Raw genomic sequence first — 20,457 nt, 5'->3', positions numbered from 1 at the left:
AAAAAATATAATAATGAGATTACTGCAAACCCTTTTTTTAGGGGTCTGTGCTTGCTCTGTTATTTTGGCGCAAGAGGACCATTATACGGTAGTTGCCGAACAGGGTGACGGGATTTTCTCGCTTTTGAGAAAGCAGGGGTTGGACCCCGCGAAGCACTATGGCGAGTTCCTTGAATTGAATTCTGAAAAAATAAAAAATGGAACCCAGTTGCAGGTAGGGGTTGGTTATGAAGTGCCAAGGGCCAAGGATTCCTTTAAGAACACAGGGGTTACGGTACAGACCCAAGATGGCGTGGAGGCCCCAATTTTTGATACTGAGTTGGGTCAGATGTCCCTGAAGAGCGAGACCTTGAAAAATGCAGTGTATTACCTGATTGTCGAAAATGCGGAGCATACGGATACCTACGCTAAGGAAGTTACGGAAAATTTGGCGGCTGATTTGATGGTTCACGGTGCCCAAGTCTATGTTTTGGGACAAGAAACCACTGACGCCATTGGTTCAGACAAACCTCTGACCCAAATGGAGAAGATGGGGAATTACATTGCGGCCATAAACAAAAGATACATTCAGAATAGTGGAAAGTACCAAAGAGTGTTGGTGATACGGGCAACGGGCGTCAATGCAGGGAACAACATGGATGTGGCGGTATACCATTACAACAAAAGTGAGTTGGGGCAACGTTTTGCCAATAACATCCAAAATGTTTTTAAGGAGAACAGTGTGTCCAATCATACCTACAAGGATGTGGATATGATCTTTGATGATAAGAGCAGTCTTTATTTGGCACGAAACATTCTTCCTGCCATTAGCCTTATCACTTTGGAGAACACGACGAAAAAATCAAACGAAAAAATTGCGGTGCAGTTGGACCGAAAACGGTTTGCCAACCTCCTTACCAATGGCATTATGAATGATTATGCCGACTTGGAGATTGAGGAATGAACCTTGGTCGTGATGTGTTCGGTATAGTAGCGATATAATTCTTCGGGCCCTGCCCCAGTGAAATGCTTTAGATGGATCATGGCAAAATGAAACTGCAGCCGCAGCCATCCCACTTCATTGTATTTTCTTGCAGAGGTAACTACGTCATGGGGCAATACCTGGAAACGGGTATGGCGGTACAACCTTTGGATAAGCTCGGTATCCTCATAAATTGTATAGGTTTCATTGAATCCACCCATCTTTTCAAAAAGACTCGATTTTATAAAAAGGGATTGATCTCCGCCCCTGCACAGGATATGGTTGATACGGGAAAACCAGGCACAGCATTGTAAAAATGGATTTTGGGTGTCAAATTTCATCCGAAAACACCCAGTTTTATGGCCGTTTTTAATCGCGTTCAAGATCAATTGGTCGAAGTCCTTGGGAGGAAAGGTATCCGCATGCAAAAAGTAAAGCACATCACTTTGCGCATGTTGGGCCCCAAGGTTCATCTGTTTGGCCCGTCCTTTTTCCGAATGCACTACCCTTGCACCATGTTTTTTTGCAATGTCCACGGTGTGGTCCGAGCTGCCCCCATCCACGCAGATAATTTCCCGAACCAGATCGGGTGAGGATGACTGCCGGATAAATTGGAGCAAAGCTCCAAGATGGCGCTCTTCATTGAGCACAGGGATAATGATGCTTATGGACAGGGGCTTAACGGGCATCGTTCAAGCTCCAATCATAGTCCAAGTAGTCTATTTTAACATCTTCGGGAAGTGAACGATTTACATAAGGGTTGATGTACTCCCGAAGCGATTCTTTTTCCGTGAAATCGCCCTTGTACCACTTGAAAATTTTGGATAAGTAAGCGGTATTGCCTTCAAAGCGGTTTCGTTTGGGGTCATTGATAAAATCCAAAGCCGCTTGGTGAAGTTGGGCTTCCATGTCCTCAGCGGTAAAGGCGGAATTGAGCAATTTTGGACAGGAGTAAGATGCGCAATTGATGGCAAAATGGATGCGGGCTTCGTTCATTTTCCGAAGGATCTTGTGCTCAATGTCATTTAAGGATAGAACATCGCTCCCCACCTTGACCCATTCCTTGTCCCAGCGGTTGGGAATGTCCTTGATGCTTTCCACTGGGTAATGGTCCACGATCAGTTTAACCGTACCCGCATTGTACAGGTTGATGTAATAGGCCAATTTTTGGTTCTTGGACCAAGATGTAGCCGGTGGATTTGTGGAAAGGTCCTCCAAATACGCATCCAATCGGGACACCTCTTTTTTCAGTCCACTGTAATCCACATTCCCATCTTGATCCACATACTGTTGTGCCAAAGTATTCCAAAGGGTGTGTGATGGCAGGATTGAGGTTTCTTGATGCTCAATTTTTACGTTCTTTCCGCCGCAACAAATCAGAATCAACCCGAAAACGATGTGCAAAACACTGTTCATGGCCCACAATCATCTTAACAGCACCCGCCACCGTTATAGTGCCAGGTACTTTCACTGATATGGATTTCATCTGATGCGCTGCCCAGGGCTGCCGCGGTTTTATCACATACCGCCAAGGGTTGGTTCTGGAGGAGCACATGCCCTTTGCCATCGTCAAAATATTCTTGGTCCCCATAATAAATGGCCGTTTTTCCGGTGAACATGCAGGGTCCATCTTCTGGCATGGGATCTTTTATGGCCGCTATTTCAATGGATTCAATATGGATGAGCTCATCAGTGGGGTAGTGGTTGGGCGAGAGTACCCTGTAAGATCTTCGTCCTCTAATTTCAATGGTACCAAAACCGGCATCGGTCAACACTTTTACATAATCCTTCAAAGGGATGCTGCCACTGAGGCATTGCGCACGAAGCCTGTCATCATTTCGTAATTCATCGTTCATGGGCTGTTCGCAGATAGGGTCGCTCATAACCAAACGACCATGGGGTTTAAGGACCCGGTACATTTCGGCAACGGCCTTTTTCAAGTCCTCCATTTTAAAGATGTTGAACAGACAGTTTTGCGCTGCAACGTCAATACTTTCATCGGCAACGTGCAAGTTTAATGCATCTCCTTTTACGAGATCTACAAACTCACTTTTGAACCAATCATTTTCCGATTCGGCCACCTTGAAGTTTTTTCGGGAAGCCTCCAGCATTTCATCCACGGAGTCCACTCCAATGACGCCGCCTTTTTGTCTGGAAAAATAGGAGAACTGCAGCAGTTCCATTCCACCCCCTACGCCTACGTAGAGAATCTTGGGGTCGTTCACCAAATCTTGCGCGGAAACGGTACTTCCGCATCCGTAGTTCATCTCCTGCATAATCTTGGGAATGGACAGTCCGGGGAACTGCCAAATGGGGTTGGTGGTACAGCAAAGTCCAACATCCGGGGTCAGTGCAGCCTCTTTGTAGAGGTCTTGGGTGGCATCTAAGTAACTCATATTTCCAGTATCAATTCTTTAAACAGTTGTATCATTTTGGGTTCGGTCTTGTTGGCAATGGCTATTATTTCCTGAATATCAACGGGTTGAAGATTGTCAGGGTCGCATTCATCGGTCAAGACGGAAACCGCTACAATGGGTAGTCGTAAATGATTGGCAACAATTACTTCGGGTACGGTGCTCATTCCAACGGCATCGGCTCCCAGTATCTTCAACATGCGGTATTCGGCCTTGGTTTCCAATTGTGGACCTACCACGGAGGCATAGACCCCTTTCTGAAGTGATATCCCATTTTTCTGGGCGATGTGCTCAATTTTTTTGCGCATGTCCACATCATAAGGCTCGCTCATATCCACAAAGCGTTCCCCAAATCCGGAAACCCCTTTAAAAGCCAGGGGAGACCCTCCTTGTAGGTTGATATGGTCCTCAATGAGCATCATATCGCCTTTTTTGAAGTTGAGGTTGATGGCCCCTGCCGCGTTGGACACGAACAGTTTTTTTATGCCCAGTTGGTGCATGACGCGGATGGGATAGGTGACATCCACAAAATCATACCCTTCATAGAGGTGGAACCGCCCTTGCATGACCACCACTTTTTTTCCGGAGATGGTCCCGTAGATCAGTTTCCCTGAATGGAACTCCACGGTAGCCAATGGAAAATGGGGAATGTGGTTGTAATGGGCCTCAACAGGGTCTTCAATGTTGTCTACCAACTGTCCAAGGCCGGTGCCCAGGACAATGCCAATTTCCGGGGCTTCAAAGCCCCGTTTGTTGAGGTAATCGACGGATTCGTCAAGTTGTGTTTGGGTCATTCTTTCATATGTTTTAAAAAAGGCTGAAACGCCTCTATATCCTTAATGTCTTCGTAGTGATCTACATCATTCTTTTCCGGGAGCATAAAAACCGATTCGGATCTTAAATCCTGCAGGGTGTTGGACAGCACCGTGTCCGTTCCCCATGTTTTGTTCTGGAAGACTTCCTTTTTCAAGGCCGTCATCCCCAGAAGATAGTACCCCCCGTCTTCTGCCGGCCCCAAGACCACATCATGGTCGTCCAATCTGGAAAAAGCCTCTTCCATATCGGTTTGGGACAGTTGGAACATATCACTCCCAATAATAATGATTTTTTCAAAGCCTGCCTTGAACCCTTGTTCAAAAGCATTCAGCATACGCATTCCCAGATCAGGACCTTGCTGTACCTTTTTTGTGTAGGTGTAGTTGTCCCAAATATCGTTTTCCCAAATGTCCTCCGAGTAGAAAACCCATTTTTCAACAGCCAGGTTTTTGGTGAACGAAACGGTATGTTGGAGCAGGAATTCGTAAATGCGAAGTGCGGCCGTATCCCCCACCTTGGCTGCCAAGCGGGTCTTGCACTTGCCCAGTTCCGGGTTTCGGGTGAAAATCAACAGGAGGCTATTGCCCATTGGTCTTGGTTTTGGAGGTATATACTTTATCGGCATTGGTCAAAAAGCGTCCCCAATACTTACTAAAAGCATGTACTTTTTCGGTCTGCTGTTGATTTTGGTCATAAACGGGATGGCCTTGGTTTTTCCATTCAAAAATGCCCCCATATAGATTTTTCACGTTGGTATATCCGGCCTTTTCCAGTTGCTCCCCAATCTCTTCGGACCGAACGCCCAGGGAACAGTAGACCACAAGGGGCGTTTCTTTGTCAGGGACCATTTTTTGGACGGTTTCCACATCGAAATCCGAATAACCCACCCATAGGGCATGGTCCAAATGGCTTACCTCAAACTCTTCCCGTTCCCGGGCATCCAGTAGCAAGGGAGTGTTCAGGGTATCTAGTGACGCCACCGTTATGTATTCAACCGTATGGTCGTTGTACTTTTCAAGCACATCGGGAATGGACTGTGCACAGGAAACCACGCCGAGGACCAAAAAAAGGAGAAGATGTAGGTGTCGCTTCATGGATTTTGGATGTAATCAAAGATACTCCTTTCTAATGTTGATTCATAGTGAAGCGATAAACGTCAAGAAGGTAATCGACCTCGATGCAATAAAAAAGGGCGTCCTAAAAAAAGACACCCTTTGGAGAGACTACGGTATTACTAATTGGGAATTTTCGTGAATGGTGTTTAGTATAGCTTAGCTGATATAATTGTACAGACTGCTGATAAAGGAAACTACGGAAATGGCAATGACAACATACCAGAAAAGGTAACCCAGTTTTACTTCTACAGTGTTCATTTTGCAATAGTGTTTGTGTTCGGTTGTGATGTTCTGTCACCGAAATTACTAAAAGCATGGTCCTGTCAATCCACAATTTTATTTATGGCAGTAAATGGGATATAATTGGTACAAATTGTTTTGTAAATGGAAAAAACCACATTTTTTAAATGTGTGCCCGTAGAAGGGAATGGATCCTATTTTATTTTTATGTCGCTAAAAATCAAATAGTTGATGTGGTTTTGTGGCGGGGAAGGCCCCATATAAAAAAGGAATGGGGCCATAAGCATACGTGCTCACGGCCCCATTCCTTCCTTTGCGGAAACCTTGCTCTACACTAGAGGGGTCCCTTTAAGGCGTTTTTCAATCTTCTGCTTTTTTAGGGTCAAATTTTTCATGACATCCATCAATTTGGAATCCTTTGTTTTCTTATAGATCTCATTAATGGAAAGTATCAGTTGTTTGGCTTCCCTTGAAGCTTCAACCCTATCGCTGGTAGACATGTGGCTCAGAGGTCTGCTTTCAAACTCTTGGGCCTTTGTAAGTAACTCTTGAGTCATTTTTGTTTAAAATTAATCTGAATTGGCTAAATATAAGGGTTTGTTTTATAGTTTATGCTTATAATGCCATTCGATTTTTGTATTTATGAAAACCTTAAGAGAAAAAAGTCGTTTTAACTTTTTTTTCTAAGTTTCAAAAACGTGGACGGGTGAAAAACAGCCCTTTAAAGTCACTTGGCCCGAGTTTGGGTAGGCGCCAAGCGCTCCTGCTCCCTACGGATTTTGGAACTCCACCCCTTCTATTTTCACCACCACCGGGTTGGGCCACGTCTGGTCGTTGTACAGGCGTTGCGATCGCATCACGCTTATGGTAAGGCCCCCTTCCGTGGACAAGATCTTGGGTGATGGGTCCGTGTTCGGGGCGTACTCCAACACCTTTCCATTCTGTCCCAAAACGCTGATCTTGGTATTGGGACCCGCTTTTACGGAATTTAGGGTAAACGCCTTCCGTTTTCCAAAGGGCATGGCCTCTTTGGTAATAAAGGCATAAACGGTATTCTGGTTCTTCTTTTTGGTGAACCAGATGTTCCCTTCGCGGATCACGCCCCAAGATTCCACCTCATGGATGGACTCCCCGTTCACAAACTGCCAAAGGGCCACTTCGCGAAGGCGCTCTTCCTGTTCAATGGGCAATGAGCCATCCGGTTTTGGACCCACGTTCAGCAACCAGTTGCCGCCTTTTGCCCTGATCTCAATAAGTTGCTCAATAATATCCTTGCCACTTTTATAGGTCTCGTTGGTGGGTTTGTACTGCCATTGGGTACCCATGGTGTAGCAGGCCTCCCAAGGGGCGGGCATGGGTTCGTTGGGGGTGTTCTGTTCCGGGGTGTGCATTACGCCTCGGGTCACCACAATGTCCGGGTCCATGGACCAGGCTACCTTGGCCAGTTCGGTCTCGGCATATTGCTCCATGCCGTCCAGAAAGATCAGGTCTACCTTGCCGTAGTTCTTCAACAGTTCGCGCAACTGCTTTTTGGCAAAAGCATTGAGTTGTGGGTTGCCGGAAGCCTTGGCTTTGGGATCTACCCGACTGATGGTAACGCCCTGCTCATATAAAAAATGAAAATCGTCCGGGGAAAAATATACGCCAATGGCAATGCCTTCTTTTCGGAACGCATCGAACACCTCGCGGGTGGCGTCCCGCCCAAAGGGCGTGTTCATGATGTTGTAGTCCGTGGTCTTGGTATCGTACATACAGAAGCCGTTATGGTGCTTGGTGGTGAACATTACGTACCGCATCCCGGCCAGTTTGGCCAGTTTGGCCCAATTTTCGGGGTCAAATGCCTTGGGGTTGAAGGTCTTTGGTAGCTCTTCAAAATAGCGTTTGGTGTAATCTTCCGATGCCCCAACAAGGGAGTGGCTAATCACGGAGCCCAGTTCCACATCCACACTCCAGTGGATGAACATGCCAAAACCTTGCTCGGAAAACCAAGCTTCCCTTTCCGGTTTGTTCAGGTTAAGGACTTCTTCTTGGGCGTGTAGGGAAACAGGCAGCATCAACAATATACAGCCTAAGATCTGGATAAAACGGGTTGTAACGTATTTCATTTGGGTATTAAGGTTTGGTATGGGCCGCTAAGATACGCACTTGAAAGGAAACGAAAGAAACTAATACCAATGTTGCCCCACAGCTTACCCGCAACATGGGGCGCAGCAGTGGTTGCGCACCAGTATGCCTTGATACACGTGGGTAACCTGTAGCCGTAGAAAAGGGTCCGGGGGGTCTATGAAAAAGGAGAGCTGCAGTTTATCATGGTCCACGTACCAACTGCCTTGGTGCAGGGGGCGGGGCAGCTGCAGCATGTGGCCCTCATGGTGCCCTTGGGCACGGGGCATGGCAAATTGAAAGGAGAAGGGAAACACCATATAGTCCAGCACCGTTATTTGGGCCATGCCCTCTTGTGCGGTTTTCTGAAGGATCACATGGCCCTGCGGCCTATGTACCCGTTGCAGCAATTGCCCGTTTTGGTGGTTGCCTATTTCCAAGCTGGCAAAGCTAAGGTGCAAGGGGACAGGGGAGTTTTGGTGGAGAAAATCATTAATGGTTTGTAGGGGGCTTGGATTTGGCTTCCGCCAGTTTTTAGATAAAAATTCTGAATGTTCCATGATTATAAAGTTGACATATGTGTTTACCCTTTCAGCGAATATAGAAACTAATATTGACATCTATGTCAATAACCGACGAAATATTAATCGCCTACCAAAAGAAATTAGGTCAACGCATTAAAGAGGTCAGAGAGGGTAAGGAATTATCTCAATTGGATGTAGCTTCTATTTGTGATTATGATAAGACTACCATATCAAGAATAGAGAATGGAAGAACCAATATAACTTTAAAAACATTGGTGACTTTGACTCTGGCATTGGAAGTAGACATTGCACAGCTTTTTGAGTTTAAGGATTGATTTGGAAAATAAGCTAGGCTGATTATCAGGGTATTTATGCTTATTTTGGGGTTATATAGATGTATTTTACATCCATATAAACAAGTTGTGGTGCATTGTCGCACATCATCCAAAAAAATCCTTAACTTCATAATCAACTGTTAACCAATTAAATATAGTATTATGAAAACAAAATTGACGTTTCTATTGATTATGATTTTTGGAACCATAATTACTGGTTGCAAAAAAAGAGAAGAAGCAAAGATCGAAGTTGAGGAAGTAAAAATAGACTTATTGAATGACGAATTCCCAGAAGCTAAAGCGGAAGTTATGGCTTTGATGGAGGAATTAAAACAGACTATAAAGGATGGAAATGTTGACAAATTGATTGCTGGACATGGTTACGGACCAAAATTCACTGAATTCAAAGATGGGGAGCGCAGAAATGGTGATAAAGAAAACGAAGAGTATGAGCGTGGAATTTTTAGTAATGTGACCGAAGTGGTAAAATTTGAATATGATGATATGAAAATAGCAGTATTTGGTGATGTGGCCAATGTAACCCTTCATACCGATTTTCATTTCAGGTTTGGAGAAACTGATGCGATTGTAAAGGACCAAATGACATTACTTTTAGTTAAGACGGCAGATGGATGGAAGTGTGTTCATGAACATCACTCACCATTGAACAAAACGGAGGAATAAAAACGTGCTACAACACTGGCTATAATTCATTGCCCCGCCCCAGCAATATGGCATCTTGAAATAAACGATAAGTTGAGAATGCCTTTGTTAAGTGGTTAGTGAAGGGAGCCATAGCTTGTAGGGCTATGATTATTGTAGATACTCTTTCAGGAGATCACATTTTGAAGATTTTTTTAAACGGGTCAGTGCCCTTATTTTAATTTGTCTCACCCTTTCCGTTGTGAGGTCCAGGTCATAGGCAATCTGATGCACTGAAAGGGCTTCTTCCGTTCCAATTCCAAATAGCATCCTAATGATATAAGCCTCACGGAGTGTGAGAATTTCCAATAATTCACTTATTTCTTCCTTTAAAGAATCCTCAATTAGATTTGACTCGGGATTGTTCTGGTCACTCGACGTCAATCTGTCATAAAGAGTTGCGCTTCCTTCTTCTGGTCTAAGGGTCTGATCCATAGATAGTGGCCAAGACGAATGTTTCATACAGACTTTGATTTCGGACAAGGTAATATCGGTCATCTCGGAAACTTCTTCGGCGAAGGGAGGTCTTTGGTGAACCTGTTCAAAATAAGCCGTGACCGTTTTTATTTTATTGATCACATTTATTTTGTTAAGGGGCAACCGTACCATTCTTGAGTTTTCCGACAAAGCCTGTAATATCCCTTGACGAATCCACCATACGGCATAAGAAATAAATTTGAATCCCCTGGTCTCATCAAATTTCATTGCCGCCCTTACCAATCCAACGTTGCCTTCATTGATGAGATCATGTAGGCTCATTCCCCTTTGTTGATATTGTTTTGCCACGGATATGACAAACCGAAGGTTGGCCGTCACCAATTTTTCCAATGCCTGGGAATCCCCATTCCTGATACGGATTGCCAAACCTACTTCCTCATCCTCAGTGATCATGGGAATACGGCTCACATCTTTTAAATATCGGGATAGAGCCGGGCTTTCCCGGTCTGTCAACTGCTTGGATATGGTAAGTGGTCTCATATGTGTTTATCTTTGACTTAGGACAGGGCCCTCACGTAAACAAGATTTCCATTGCCTTTTGGGTTGTTCCTTTGGCCTATCTCTATTTTATCTATGGATTTGACCAATGGCATCAATTTTCTGAAACCATAGTTCCTTGCATCGAAATTGGGCTGCTTTTTCTGTAAAAGAGCGCCCACTTCCCCCAGAAATGCCCATCCGTCCTCGTCCTCGACATCGGCAATGGTGGCAAGGATCAGGTTTATGACCTTTGGGGTAACTCTATCGATTTTGGTTTTGGTTTCTTTTGATGAAGAGGCTGATGCTCCAGCATCGGTCTTTTGTAAAATCTCCAAGTATATGAACTTGTCACAAGCTACAATGAATGGATTGGGGGTCTTTCTTTCCCCAATTCCAAAGACGGTCATTCCCGCTTCCCTCAATCGTATTGCCAATCTTGTAAAGTCGCTATCACTTGAAACCAATGAAAACCCATCTACCTTTCCTGAATAAAGAATATCCATGGCATCTATGATCATTGCACTGTCCGTTGCATTTTTACCTGTGGTATAACCATACTGTTGTACGGGGGTAATGGCGTATTTAAGCAGTACATCTTTCCATTTTGCCAAACTTGGCTTTGTCCAATCACCGTATATTCTCTTGACACTCGGGTTTCCGTACTTTGCAATTTCTTCCAACATTTCCTTTACATACTTGGAAGGTATATTGTCGCCGTCTATCAAAACGGCAAGGTTTAAATCTTTGTCCATAAAATTACTCCTCCATCTTTTTCAAGTATTCGTTCCGATATTTGGCCTTGGCAATCTTTTCCCTGTTCATTTTGGACTTCTTTGTGAATTCTTGATTGTCTCTTATCCGCTGTAACTGTCGGGTGTTCTTTACTTTGCGCTTGTACCTTTTCAGGGCTCTTTCTATATTCTCTCCTGGAACTATTTTTATTTTCAACATATATTAAGTTTTTATCTATTCCATACAGACATTTGAGGGGAAGTATCCACAATGACCACCGTGAATTTTGAAATGAAACTGATGACAATTGCAATCTTTGGTTTTGGCCTAAAAAGGCCGTCAAAACCCAAACATTGGTACTAGTAAAAAATAATTAAGAAGTGGCCTCGGGGGTAATGGAGAATATAAGTTAGGAGGGCTGTCTTTTTTATTTAAGGACTGGTATTATCTTCGTCCAAAGTCTGTAACGTGCAGTAAAGGAACACATTTTAATCGGAAATAAATCCTTAAATGTCATTTATTTAACTTAACCGGACCTCGAAAGTGTGTCAATGGTCTTTTTCTTCTCCTTTTTGCTTTGATAGTAAACCGATTTAGCTGCTAACTGGATTATCGACCAATAAACAAAACCCTGGGCGCCATTATGAAGTTGAGATTTTGTGGTAGAAGCTCTAGGTTATTGTTTCTCCAAAAAACTATGTTTTTTCCAGCATGAACTTCGATTCCGTTTTGTTCCAAAACAAAAGCCCATCCAAATTGGATGGGCTTTTTGTAGTTGCCACTTTGTGGTACCTCCAGGAATCGAACCAGGGACACACGGATTTTCAGTCCGTTGCTCTACCAACTGAGCTAAGGTACCATGCCGTTAAGCGGGTGCAAATATAATTTCAAAATTAGGATTTACAAACAAAATCTGGAAAAAGGCGGTGGTTTTTTTTCAATTCTCGATCTTTGTGTCATGAATTTGGTCGTCGATGTTGGGAATACCCTTGTGAAATATGCTGTTTTTGAAAACGGTAGGATACTCCATGACCAAAGTTCGGAGTCTGGCTTGTTCCTTTCCCAGATCAAGGAGCTTTTTGAACAATACCCCAGAATTGGTCAGGCATTGATCAGCTCCGTAGGGAAAATGGACAAAAAAGAACATGATGTTTTGTCCCTGTTCTGTAAGGTGCATGTACTTTCCAATAGCTCAAAGGTGCCTTTTAAGAACAGCTACGCCACGCCCCACACCCTTGGGGTGGACAGGTTGGCCTTGGCCACTGCGGCCTTTTATCAAAACCCAAGGGGCAATACTTTGGTAATCGATGCCGGCACCTGCATTACCTATGATATGGTGAACAATGTGGGGGAATATGTGGGAGGGGCCATATCGCCGGGAGTTCGGATGCGCTACCGGGCCATGCACGAGCAAACCGCGGGATTGCCCTTGCTGGAACCGGAGGAGGTTTTGGACTTTATAGGGAATTCTACCCAGACTTCCATGCACAGTGGGGTGATCAATGGGGTGTCGCGGGAGGTAGATGGCATAATAGACCAGTATGGTGCCCGCTTTGAACATTTAACAGTTATTTTAACAGGCGGTGACTCCCATTTTTTTGCCAAAAGGCTAAAAAACACCATATTTGCGAACCCTAAATTTCTCTTGGAGGGACTAAATTACTTGCTGGAATACAACAAAAGCTAGATGGTTAGGAAATTTTTGATTGCTTTTTTTTGCGTGGTTGCCCATGGCATTTTTGCGCAAAACGGTACAATATCACCGTACTCATACTTTGGAATAGGTGACCTAAGGAACAATGGGACGGTAGATAACCAAATGATGGGAGGAGTTAGCATGTATGGGGACAGTATCCACATAAACCTAACCAATCCGGCAGCATATTCAAAGCTGAAACTTACTGCATATACAGCGGGGATTTCCCATGCCGAGTACCGGTTGAAGGACTGGTCCGAACAACAGAACACTTCTGTGACCAACCTGGATTATTTGTCCATTGGTTTTCCATTGGCCAAAAATGTGGGTATGGGCTTTGGGTTGATGCCACTTTCTTCCGTGGGATATAGCCTAAGGGATGAAAGGACTACCACAGGGGGTGCTTCCGTTACCAATGTTTTCTCAGGGGATGGAGGCCTTAACCGAATATATGCCTCAGTTGGGTTTGAGTTGATAAAAAACTTGAGTCTTGGGGTCACGGCGAGCTACAATTTTGGTACACTCGAGTACAGGAGGATCCAAAGCGTGGAAGATGTGCAATTTGGAACCTTGGAGGATCGTGAGTCCCGCATCAATGGGTACGATTTTAAATATGCCCTGAACTATACCCCCACCATAAAAGATAAATATACCTTATATACTTCGGTCTTGGTGAGCACACAAGGCAACCTCGTTTCCAAGAACTCGGCCAAGCTGGGGTCGTTCTCGTTGGTCACAGGGGAGGAGATAGAAGTGTTGGATGTTAATTTGGATGCGGACAACCTTAGGAACACCGAATTGAAAATACCGACCCGTGCCACGGTAGGTCTGGGTTTTGGCGAGGATAAAAAATGGTTTTTAGGGGGAGAGTACAGTTTTCAGCAGTTCGGTGATTTTGAAAACACCTTCCTAGGCTTGGAGAATGTAACCTATAATGATGCCGCTACCTATTCTTTCGGAGGGTATTTTGTTCCGGACTACCGTTCCATCACCAGCTATTTTAAAAGAGTTACCTATAGGGCAGGTTTGCGATACGATGTAAGCGGCTTGGTAGTGAACAATAAAGAGATAAACAACTTTGGCATAACTTTTGGACTTGGATTACCGCTGGGTAATTCCTTCTCCAATCTTAACCTCGGTTTTGAGCTGGGAAGAAGAGGAACCACGGATGCGAACCTTATCGAAGAAAGTTATTTTAAGGTCAATGTTGGGTTATCCTTAAATGACCGATGGTTTGTTAAGAGAAAAATAAATTGATACCATTTTTTTAGAGAATTCATAAATAACCACCCATATAAGTCCCTTTAACAGGATTTTTTAATGAAAATTTGTACTTTAACCACTTTAAAATTAGTAAGATGAAGAAGAAACACTACTTAACGATGATAGCGGTCATTATGACGACGGGATTAAGTATGGCTCAAGCACAAAATCCCGAGTGCATGACCAATCTTTCCATTTACGCAGAACACGCTAAAGTAAAAAACTATGATGCCGCTTACGAACCATGGAAAATGGTTTACGAAAGCTGCCCAGACATCAACAAAGCCAATTTCTCCTATGGTGAGAAAATCTTGGCACACAAAATTGACAACTCTACTGGGGCCGATAAGGACGGGTACATCCAGGAATTGTTGTCCCTGTATGATAACAGTGGAAAATATTTCCCAAAAAATTACCCTACAGCCGTAACTGAAATTGATAAGGCCCTTTTGCTGTATGATAACAAAATGGCATCCGATGAGCAATTGTTCGAAATGTTGGATAAAGCCTTTAAGGAAGATCGTGACAATTTCAAGAACCCCAAAGCCCTATATCTATATTTCTCAGCTTTGGTGAACTTGCATGATTCTGGTAAAAAAGACCTTCAGGATGTTTTTGATACCTATGATGATGTAACCGAAAAGGTAGAAGAGGAAAACAAAAAGTTGACCGATGTAGTTACCAAATTGCTTCCCAAGGATTCTGCAAACACCATTACTTCCAAAGAGAAGAGAATGCTAAGAGTGGCCAGTACAAACTCAGAGTCTTATGGAAAGGTAGGAGCTAGTATCGATTCCAAATTGGGAGCCTTGGCTGACTGTGACAACCTTATCCCTCTATACGAAAAGAGTTATGAGGAAAAGAAAGGAGACGTAACATGGGTGAAACGTGCCGTGGGAAGAATGTTCTCCAAAGAGTGTACAGATGACCCCATGTTCCGAAAATTGTTCGAGGCCCAGTTGGCCCTTGACCCTTCAGCCGATGCCTATATGTATGGTGGGGTGTTGAAGCAAAAGTCGGGAGACAACAAAGGAGCTATCGCAGACTTTAACAAGGCGGTGGAATTGGAAACGGATTCATATAAAAAATCCAATATCCTATACAAGATTGCCACTATTGTTCGCAGAAGCAGTAAATCACAAGCTAGGAGCTATGCCCTAAAAGCTATTGATGCCAATGCAGCCAATGGAAAAGCGTATTTGTTGATCGCCAACCTATATGCAGGTAGTGCCAACGATTGTGGAACCACTGCATTCGAGAAAAGAGCCATCTATTGGAAGGCCGCTGATATGGCAAGAAAGGCTGGAAGGGTAGATCCCTCTTTGAGTGGTCATGCTAGTCAGACTGCAGCCAGCTACAATGCCAAAGCCCCAACCAAAGAGATGATCTTTAGTTCTGGAATGGCAGGTAAGACCATTACGTTCAGCTGCTGGGTAGGAGGTAGTGTTACCGTACCTAATCTGTAATGTGAAACAGACATCCAAAAATATTTTAAAGTGTTTTGCCACGGTTTTTACCGTGGCAATCCTTTTTATGTCCTGTGAGGATAACTACGAACGCGTAGGGGAAGAGGCCATTAAGCCGGTCTTTCCACAAAGGGTTGCCCAAAACTTTACCTTTACCTATACCGAGACTGTGGAGGCCATGAGCTCACAGGATTCGGCCAAATCCAAAGTCGTTGCGGTGCTGACCAGCCCATTGTCCGAGGATTTTGACAATCAAAACTTTAAGTTCCAGACCTTTCCAGAGGGACTTCAGGTGGAGTTTTTTGATGATAAAAACCAAAAAAGTGTGGTCACAGCAGATTACGGAATTGTGTATTTGCAGACCAATTTGTACGATTTACAGGGCAATGTGGTCATTGAAACCCATGATGGGAAGAAGCTGGAAACGCCACAATTGTTTTTTGATAGAAAAAATAATTGGATCTTTACCGAGGAAGCCTTTACCTATACCAACCCCGAGGATGGTACCGTAATGGATGGCGAAGGGATGGATTTCAATCGGGATTTTAGTTTCTTCAAGGCCCACAAAACATATGGTCTCATGACCATCAAGGAAAAAGAAATAGAAGAGTAGACATGATAAGAATTTTACGATACACCGAATACCTCTACTTGGCCGTGGCCGTGGTATCCATCTATAAGATCATTACCCTTTGGAGCGTAGCCCAACAGGAAACCTATATCTTTATCTTCTTTGCGGTAGTCTCCATAGCCATGTTTTTGTTCAGGAGGAGATATCGCAAACGTTTTGAACAACGACAAAAGGACAATCAGCAATAGCTTTGGACTTCTCTTTTACCATAATAGCCCTGTCGCTGTTATTTTCAGCATTCTTTTCGGGAATGGAGATTGCTTTCATTTCCGCAAACAAAATCCATATTGAAATTGAGAAAAAGCAAGAAGGCTTTTTGGCCAAAGTATTGACCTTGCTTACCCATAAACCTTCAAAGTTTATTGCCACCATGCTTATTGGAAACAATATTGCCTTGGTGGTATACGGACTTTTTATGGGTGATGTGCTCATGAATTGGTTCCAAAGCCTGTTGCCCACGTCCTCTGACTTTTTAAATGCCTTGTTGACGGATTTCAGCCTGCTGTCACAGACCGTGATTTCCACCTTGATCATTTTGCTCACCGCAGAGTTTTTGCCCAAGGTGCTCTTTCAGATTTATTCCAACACCTTGTTGAAGTTCTTTGCGGTACCGGCCTATGTCTTTTATGTGCTGTTCTCGTTTATTTCGAGCTTTGTGATCAAGATTTCGGACATTATCCTCAAGGTGTTTTTTAAGACCGATGGTGATGAGGTGCAGTTGTCCTTCACCAAATTGGAATTGGGGGACTACATTACCGAGCAGATGGAGACCGTGGAGGAAGAGGACGAGGTGGATTCGGAGATCCAGATATTTCAGAATGCATTGGAATTTTCAACGGTCAAGGCAAGGGAAGTCATGGTGCCAAGAACGGAAATCACGGCTGTTGAGCTTGGTGAAACCCCAAAGAACCTTGCAAAATTGTTCTCCGAAACAGGCTATTCCAAGATTTTGGTCTACAAGGAAAACATAGATGAGATCATAGGGTATGTGCATTCGTACGAGCTCTTTAAAAAGCCCAAGACCATTAAGAGCATTCTGTTGCCCGTGGAGTTTGTCCCTGAGACCATGCTCATCCAAGATATCTTGAACGTGCTCATCAAAAAAAGGAAGAGTATGGCCGTGGTATTGGATGAATATGGCGGTACGGCTGGAATACTCACCGTGGAGGATATTATAGAGGAATTGTTCGGTGAAATTGAGGACGAACATGATAGTACGGACCTTCACGAAGAGCAGCTCAGTGAGAATGTCTATAAGTTTTCCGCGCGATTGGAAGTGGACTACATCAACGAGAATTATAAGTTGGAACTTCCCGAAGGAGAAGAGTACGAAACATTGGGTGGATTGATCATGAACGAGACGGGCGAGATTCCCGAACAGGACTCCGAGGTGAAAATTGAAAATTTCACTTTTCACATTTTAGAGGTGTCCAACACCAAAATTGATTTGGTCATGGTGCGCGTTCATACTGAGGATTAATAAATTCCACGCTTTTTTAAGCTTTCCTATTTGAAAAGAAAGTGGTATTTTCGCCCACCGTAAATAAAGAAAACAAGCAGTAAAATGGCAATATTAGAGAATATTAGAAAACGGACGACCGTACTGATCTTGATCATTGGTTTGGCGTTGTTCGCCTTTGTAATATCTGGGGTCTTTTCCAGCAACAATTTTGCAGGAGGGGGCAAAGTAGGTTCCGCAGTGGCTGAGGTAAATGGAGAAAGTATTTCCATTGATGATTTTAGAAGACAGGTGGAAACCGCCTCTAGACAATTTGGCCCCAATTTCTCCTCTACCCAGTTGGTAAACACGGTATACGACCGGGAAGTGAGAAAAACCATCCTGAACCAACAGTTCGAGGATTTGGGCATTGATGTGGAAAGTGACCAGATCATTGAGTTTGTAAAAACCTCGGGCTATGCCCAGATTCCCGATTTCTTGGATGAGAACGGTATCTTCAACGAGGAGGTCTTTAAAAGTGCCATTGCCGATTGGAAAGTGAACGATCCCCTACGCTACGAAGCTTGGTTGCAAGATGAGCAGGCCATTATTGAAGCCGCCAAGGAGCGTTTGTACTTTAACCTGATCAAGGGGGGCGTTGGTGCCACCCTTACCGAAGGGGAATTCGATTACAAATTGGCCAACGAGAAGGTGGATATCCAGTATGTTCGGGTACCTTATACCTCCATTGCCGACAGCACCATTGAAGTTTCCAAAAGTGAGATTCAGGCATACATCAGCAATCATCAAAAAGAGTTCGAACAAGAAAGGGCTCGGGATGTGCGTTTCATCTATTTTGAGGAAAAACCATCCGCTGAAGATGAAAATGCCGTAAAAGAAGCCATTACTTCACTACTTGGCGATACGGTTGAATACAACGAAGATAACGACACCACGGATACTATTCCCGGATTCAGGAGCACCACGGATATGGCTGCTTTCTTGGATAGGAATTCCGATACCAAATACGATACGATTTATAAAAGGAAGAACGAACTGCCCGCTATTGCCGCAGATACCCTTATGGCCATGAATGTTGGTGAGGTCTATGGTCCTTACAAGGATGGGAATTTCTTTAAGGTTTCCAAGGTTATGGACAGAAAGGCCAATGGAACGGTAAAGGCAAGTCATATTCTATTTACATGGGAAGGGGCCGAGCGTGCCAACCCAAGCATTACAAGGACCAAGGAAGAAGCGGAAGCCAAAGCCAAGGAGATTTTGGCAGAGGCAAAAAAAGAAGGCGCTATCTTCACTTCTTTGGCAAGGGAACATTCAGACGGACCTTCTGCACCTAGAGGAGGTGACCTAGGGTATTTTGAGGAAGGTGTAATGGCCGATGAGTTCAATGATTTTTGTTTTGGAAATCCTGTTGGGACCATTGGTTTGGTAGAGACCCAGTTTGGGTTCCATATCATCAAAGTGGATGACAAGCAAGATGTGCTTAGAGTGGCCACCCTGTCCAGGGAAATAGAACCTTCTGAAGAGACGATCAATACGCTATTTACCAATGCCACCAAGTTTGAAATGTCGGCTTTGGATGCCGAACCAGAGAACTTTGGGGACATCGCGAGGGAAAGTAGCTATACGGTACGACCTGTGAACAAGATCAAGGAAATGGATGAGAACCTTCCTGGTTTGGGCTCACAACGTAGTATTGTACAATGGGCCTTCAACGAAGAGACCAGTGTGGGCGATATCAGACGTTTTAATGTCAACAACGGCTATGCCGTGGTACAGTTGACCAAAAAGTACAAAAAAGGTCTTATGACCCCTGAAGATGCCTCGGCAACGGCTTTGCCAGAAATCAGAAAGGAACTGAAAGCAGAAAGGATTATGGCAGCCAACCAAGGAAAGGCCATGGATGCCATAGCCTCCGATAACAACGTTAGCTTGAGCAGTGCTACGTCAGTGACCCTTAAAGCACCCACGTTGGCCGGAGCGGGAAGAGAGCCTTTGGTAGTGGGGACGGCTTTTGCCCTCAACCAAGACCAGACCTCTGGATTGATTAAGGGAGAGTCTGGGGTTTATATGGTAAAGGTGACCAAAAAAGAGGATGCCCCTGCCATGGAAAACTTTAGTACCTATGCCAACAGTTTGCGAACCAGTGCCGCCAACCGTGTTAATACTGGTGTGTACAATGCCCTTAAAGACAAGGCGGAAATTGAAGACAACAGAGCTGTGTTCTACTAGGACACAGTTTTGAACCCTATAAAAAAAGGCGCCCCGTTTAACGGGGCGCCTTTTTTATAATCGGTCCGGGACATCCCATTTCATTTTGTAGCGCATGTCCGTGATTTTTCCTTCGGCGTCTACCTGTATTTCAAAACCTTGTTTAGATCTCATATAGGCATCACGTAGAAAGTACCACTTCCCGTCTTTGAAGAAGAACTCCCTTTTGTCCAGTTTCCATCCCTCCACGGGATATAGAATGTCCAAAAGATCTTGAAATAGGGGAGCGGTCGCAGAGGTCAGGGTAAAATCCTCATGGAGGTGATCTAGAAAGAAATCCATGGAGGTGTTTTTCCTGAACTTCTGACAACTTTGTACATCCGTTCCATCATCAATTACAATAAACTCATCCAAGTCCTTTCCGGAATCGTCATAGATATTGGTGGTCTCCAAGGCAATACAATATACTTTGTGTCTTAAGATCTGTTCGGTGGCATCGGACACCAATGGCGTAAAGGTAATGTTGGAATTTTCCTTTAGGAACCGATCAAGTCTTGCGGAAGCACTTTCACTCACTTGGGAATATCCATTGAAAATGGAGATGAACAGTCCCATTAAGAGATAAAGTACAGAGAGTTTACTGAACCGTGACATGGTATTGGGTTTTGGTTTATTGATTTAAACCTAGCACAAACTTCCATGTTTTAGGTGTGCCAATTGACGGATGAGTGGTTTGGGTTTATGGATGAGCACTTTGGAATACTCTTACTGTTTTGAACAAGAAAAAGCCCCACCAAATATAGTAGGGCTTGAT

General features: G+C 44.1%; 23 protein-coding genes and 1 tRNA gene. 10 read left to right on the top strand and 14 right to left on the bottom strand.

Translation table 11 applies throughout. The annotated features are described in order from the left end of the window. Nucleotides 1-13 precede the first annotated feature (13 nt). Nucleotides 14-943, top strand: a complete 930-nt coding sequence (locus tag DN53_RS06170) for an N-acetylmuramoyl-L-alanine amidase (protein ID WP_129653524.1) — start codon at nt 14-16, stop codon at nt 941-943. Here DN53_RS06170 and DN53_RS06165 read toward each other — a convergent pair. From DN53_RS06165 to DN53_RS06125, 9 genes are all read right to left on the bottom strand, one after another. Further along, nucleotides 916-1,650: a TIGR04283 family arsenosugar biosynthesis glycosyltransferase gene (locus tag DN53_RS06165; RefSeq protein WP_129653523.1), complete on the bottom strand. Its 735-nt coding sequence runs from the start codon at nt 1,648-1,650 to the stop codon at nt 916-918. The genes DN53_RS06170 and DN53_RS06165 overlap by 28 nt on opposite strands. Next, nucleotides 1,640-2,377 (bottom strand): DUF547 domain-containing protein, encoded by a 738-nt coding sequence (locus DN53_RS06160; protein ID WP_129653522.1) that lies wholly within the window; start codon nt 2,375-2,377, stop codon nt 1,640-1,642. Before DN53_RS06160 ends, DN53_RS06165 begins: the two co-directional genes overlap by 11 nt. Before the next feature lie 14 nt (nt 2,378-2,391). Beyond that, nucleotides 2,392-3,357: an arsenosugar biosynthesis arsenite methyltransferase ArsM gene (gene arsM / locus DN53_RS06155; RefSeq protein WP_129653521.1), complete on the bottom strand. Its 966-nt coding sequence runs from the start codon at nt 3,355-3,357 to the stop codon at nt 2,392-2,394. Further along, nucleotides 3,354-4,169 carry a purine-nucleoside phosphorylase gene (locus DN53_RS06150; protein ID WP_129653520.1) on the bottom strand — a complete coding sequence of 272 codons (816 nt, stop codon included), beginning with the start codon at nt 4,167-4,169 and terminating at the stop codon, nt 3,354-3,356. The genes arsM and DN53_RS06150 overlap by 4 nt, the downstream gene beginning before the upstream one ends. After that, on the bottom strand, nt 4,166-4,780 hold the full coding sequence (locus DN53_RS06145; protein ID WP_129653519.1) for a TIGR04282 family arsenosugar biosynthesis glycosyltransferase: 615 nt from the start codon (nt 4,778-4,780) through the stop codon (nt 4,166-4,168). Before DN53_RS06145 ends, DN53_RS06150 begins: the two co-directional genes overlap by 4 nt. Then, the gene (locus DN53_RS06140) at nt 4,770-5,285 is read right to left on the bottom strand and encodes a rhodanese-like domain-containing protein (protein WP_129653518.1); all 516 of its coding nucleotides are present in this window, start codon (nt 5,283-5,285) and stop codon (nt 4,770-4,772) included. The genes DN53_RS06145 and DN53_RS06140 overlap by 11 nt, the downstream gene beginning before the upstream one ends. A 590-nt stretch (nt 5,286-5,875) precedes the next feature. Then, nucleotides 5,876-6,103, bottom strand: a complete 228-nt coding sequence (locus DN53_RS06135; protein WP_129653517.1) for a hypothetical protein — start codon at nt 6,101-6,103, stop codon at nt 5,876-5,878. A 213-nt stretch (nt 6,104-6,316) separates the two neighbouring features. Continuing rightward, entirely contained in the window at nt 6,317-7,651 is a 1,335-nt protein-coding gene (locus tag DN53_RS06130; RefSeq protein ID WP_129653516.1) for an alpha-L-fucosidase, read from the bottom strand. A gap of 84 nt (nt 7,652-7,735) precedes the next feature. After that, nucleotides 7,736-8,209 (bottom strand): hypothetical protein, encoded by a 474-nt coding sequence (locus tag DN53_RS06125; RefSeq protein ID WP_129653515.1) that lies wholly within the window; start codon nt 8,207-8,209, stop codon nt 7,736-7,738. 62 nt (nt 8,210-8,271) lie between these two features. On the opposite strand from DN53_RS06125, the gene DN53_RS06120 reads away from it, so the two are divergent. Both DN53_RS06120 and DN53_RS06115 read left to right on the top strand, forming a co-directional pair. Continuing rightward, entirely contained in the window at nt 8,272-8,508 is a 237-nt protein-coding gene (locus DN53_RS06120) for a helix-turn-helix domain-containing protein (RefSeq protein WP_129653514.1), read from the top strand. Between the two features lie 162 nt (nt 8,509-8,670). Continuing rightward, nucleotides 8,671-9,192, top strand: coding sequence for a nuclear transport factor 2 family protein (locus DN53_RS06115; RefSeq protein ID WP_129653513.1), 522 nt, complete (start codon nt 8,671-8,673; stop codon nt 9,190-9,192). A gap of 129 nt (nt 9,193-9,321) precedes the next feature. Here DN53_RS06115 and DN53_RS06110 read toward each other — a convergent pair whose 3' ends face one another. The 4 genes from DN53_RS06110 to DN53_RS06095 all read right to left on the bottom strand — a co-directional run bounded on the left by DN53_RS06110 (nt 9,322) and on the right by DN53_RS06095 (nt 11,779). Further along, nucleotides 9,322-10,188, bottom strand: a complete 867-nt coding sequence (locus DN53_RS06110; RefSeq protein ID WP_129653512.1) for a sigma-70 family RNA polymerase sigma factor — start codon at nt 10,186-10,188, stop codon at nt 9,322-9,324. Nucleotides 10,189-10,205: 17 nt separating this feature from the next. After that, nucleotides 10,206-10,940 carry an NYN domain-containing protein gene (locus tag DN53_RS06105; protein WP_129653511.1) on the bottom strand — a complete coding sequence of 245 codons (735 nt, stop codon included), beginning with the start codon at nt 10,938-10,940 and terminating at the stop codon, nt 10,206-10,208. Nucleotides 10,941-10,944: 4 nt separating this feature from the next. After that, nucleotides 10,945-11,139, bottom strand: coding sequence for a small ribosomal subunit protein bS21 (locus DN53_RS06100; RefSeq protein WP_129653510.1), 195 nt, complete (start codon nt 11,137-11,139; stop codon nt 10,945-10,947). A gap of 567 nt (nt 11,140-11,706) precedes the next feature. Beyond that, nucleotides 11,707-11,779 (bottom strand) — tRNA-Phe (locus tag DN53_RS06095). Between the two features lie 99 nt (nt 11,780-11,878). On the opposite strand from DN53_RS06095, the gene DN53_RS06090 reads away from it, so the two are divergent. From DN53_RS06090 to DN53_RS06060, 7 genes are all read left to right on the top strand, one after another. Continuing rightward, entirely contained in the window at nt 11,879-12,607 is a 729-nt protein-coding gene (locus tag DN53_RS06090) for a type III pantothenate kinase (RefSeq protein ID WP_129653509.1), read from the top strand. Further along, on the top strand, nt 12,608-13,873 hold the full coding sequence (locus DN53_RS06085; protein ID WP_129653508.1) for a BamG family beta-barrel-assembly machinery protein: 1,266 nt from the start codon (nt 12,608-12,610) through the stop codon (nt 13,871-13,873). 101 nt (nt 13,874-13,974) lie between these two features. Further along, nucleotides 13,975-15,345, top strand: coding sequence for a hypothetical protein (locus DN53_RS06080; protein WP_129653507.1), 1,371 nt, complete (start codon nt 13,975-13,977; stop codon nt 15,343-15,345). A 1-nt stretch (nt 15,346) separates the two neighbouring features. After that, the gene (gene lptC / locus DN53_RS06075; protein ID WP_129653506.1) at nt 15,347-15,958 is read left to right on the top strand and encodes an LPS export ABC transporter periplasmic protein LptC; all 612 of its coding nucleotides are present in this window, start codon (nt 15,347-15,349) and stop codon (nt 15,956-15,958) included. 2 nt (nt 15,959-15,960) lie between these two features. After that, entirely contained in the window at nt 15,961-16,164 is a 204-nt protein-coding gene (locus DN53_RS06070) for a hypothetical protein (RefSeq protein WP_129653505.1), read from the top strand. A gap of 2 nt (nt 16,165-16,166) precedes the next feature. Then, on the top strand, nt 16,167-17,456 hold the full coding sequence (locus DN53_RS06065; RefSeq protein WP_129653504.1) for a hemolysin family protein: 1,290 nt from the start codon (nt 16,167-16,169) through the stop codon (nt 17,454-17,456). A gap of 84 nt (nt 17,457-17,540) precedes the next feature. Continuing rightward, nucleotides 17,541-19,664, top strand: coding sequence for a peptidylprolyl isomerase (locus DN53_RS06060; protein ID WP_129653503.1), 2,124 nt, complete (start codon nt 17,541-17,543; stop codon nt 19,662-19,664). Nucleotides 19,665-19,718: 54 nt separating this feature from the next. On the opposite strand, the gene DN53_RS06055 is transcribed toward DN53_RS06060, so the two are convergent. Then, the gene (locus DN53_RS06055) at nt 19,719-20,297 is read right to left on the bottom strand and encodes a hypothetical protein (RefSeq protein WP_129653502.1); all 579 of its coding nucleotides are present in this window, start codon (nt 20,295-20,297) and stop codon (nt 19,719-19,721) included. Between the last annotated feature and the right edge of the window lie 160 nt (nt 20,298-20,457).

Origin of the sequence: Flagellimonas olearia, assembly GCF_004150225.1 — a bacterium.
GTDB classification, from domain to species: domain Bacteria; phylum Bacteroidota; class Bacteroidia; order Flavobacteriales; family Flavobacteriaceae; genus Flagellimonas; species Flagellimonas olearia.
Note: the sequence above shows the minus strand (reverse complement) of the source record. Positions and strands in the feature narration are given on the sequence as shown.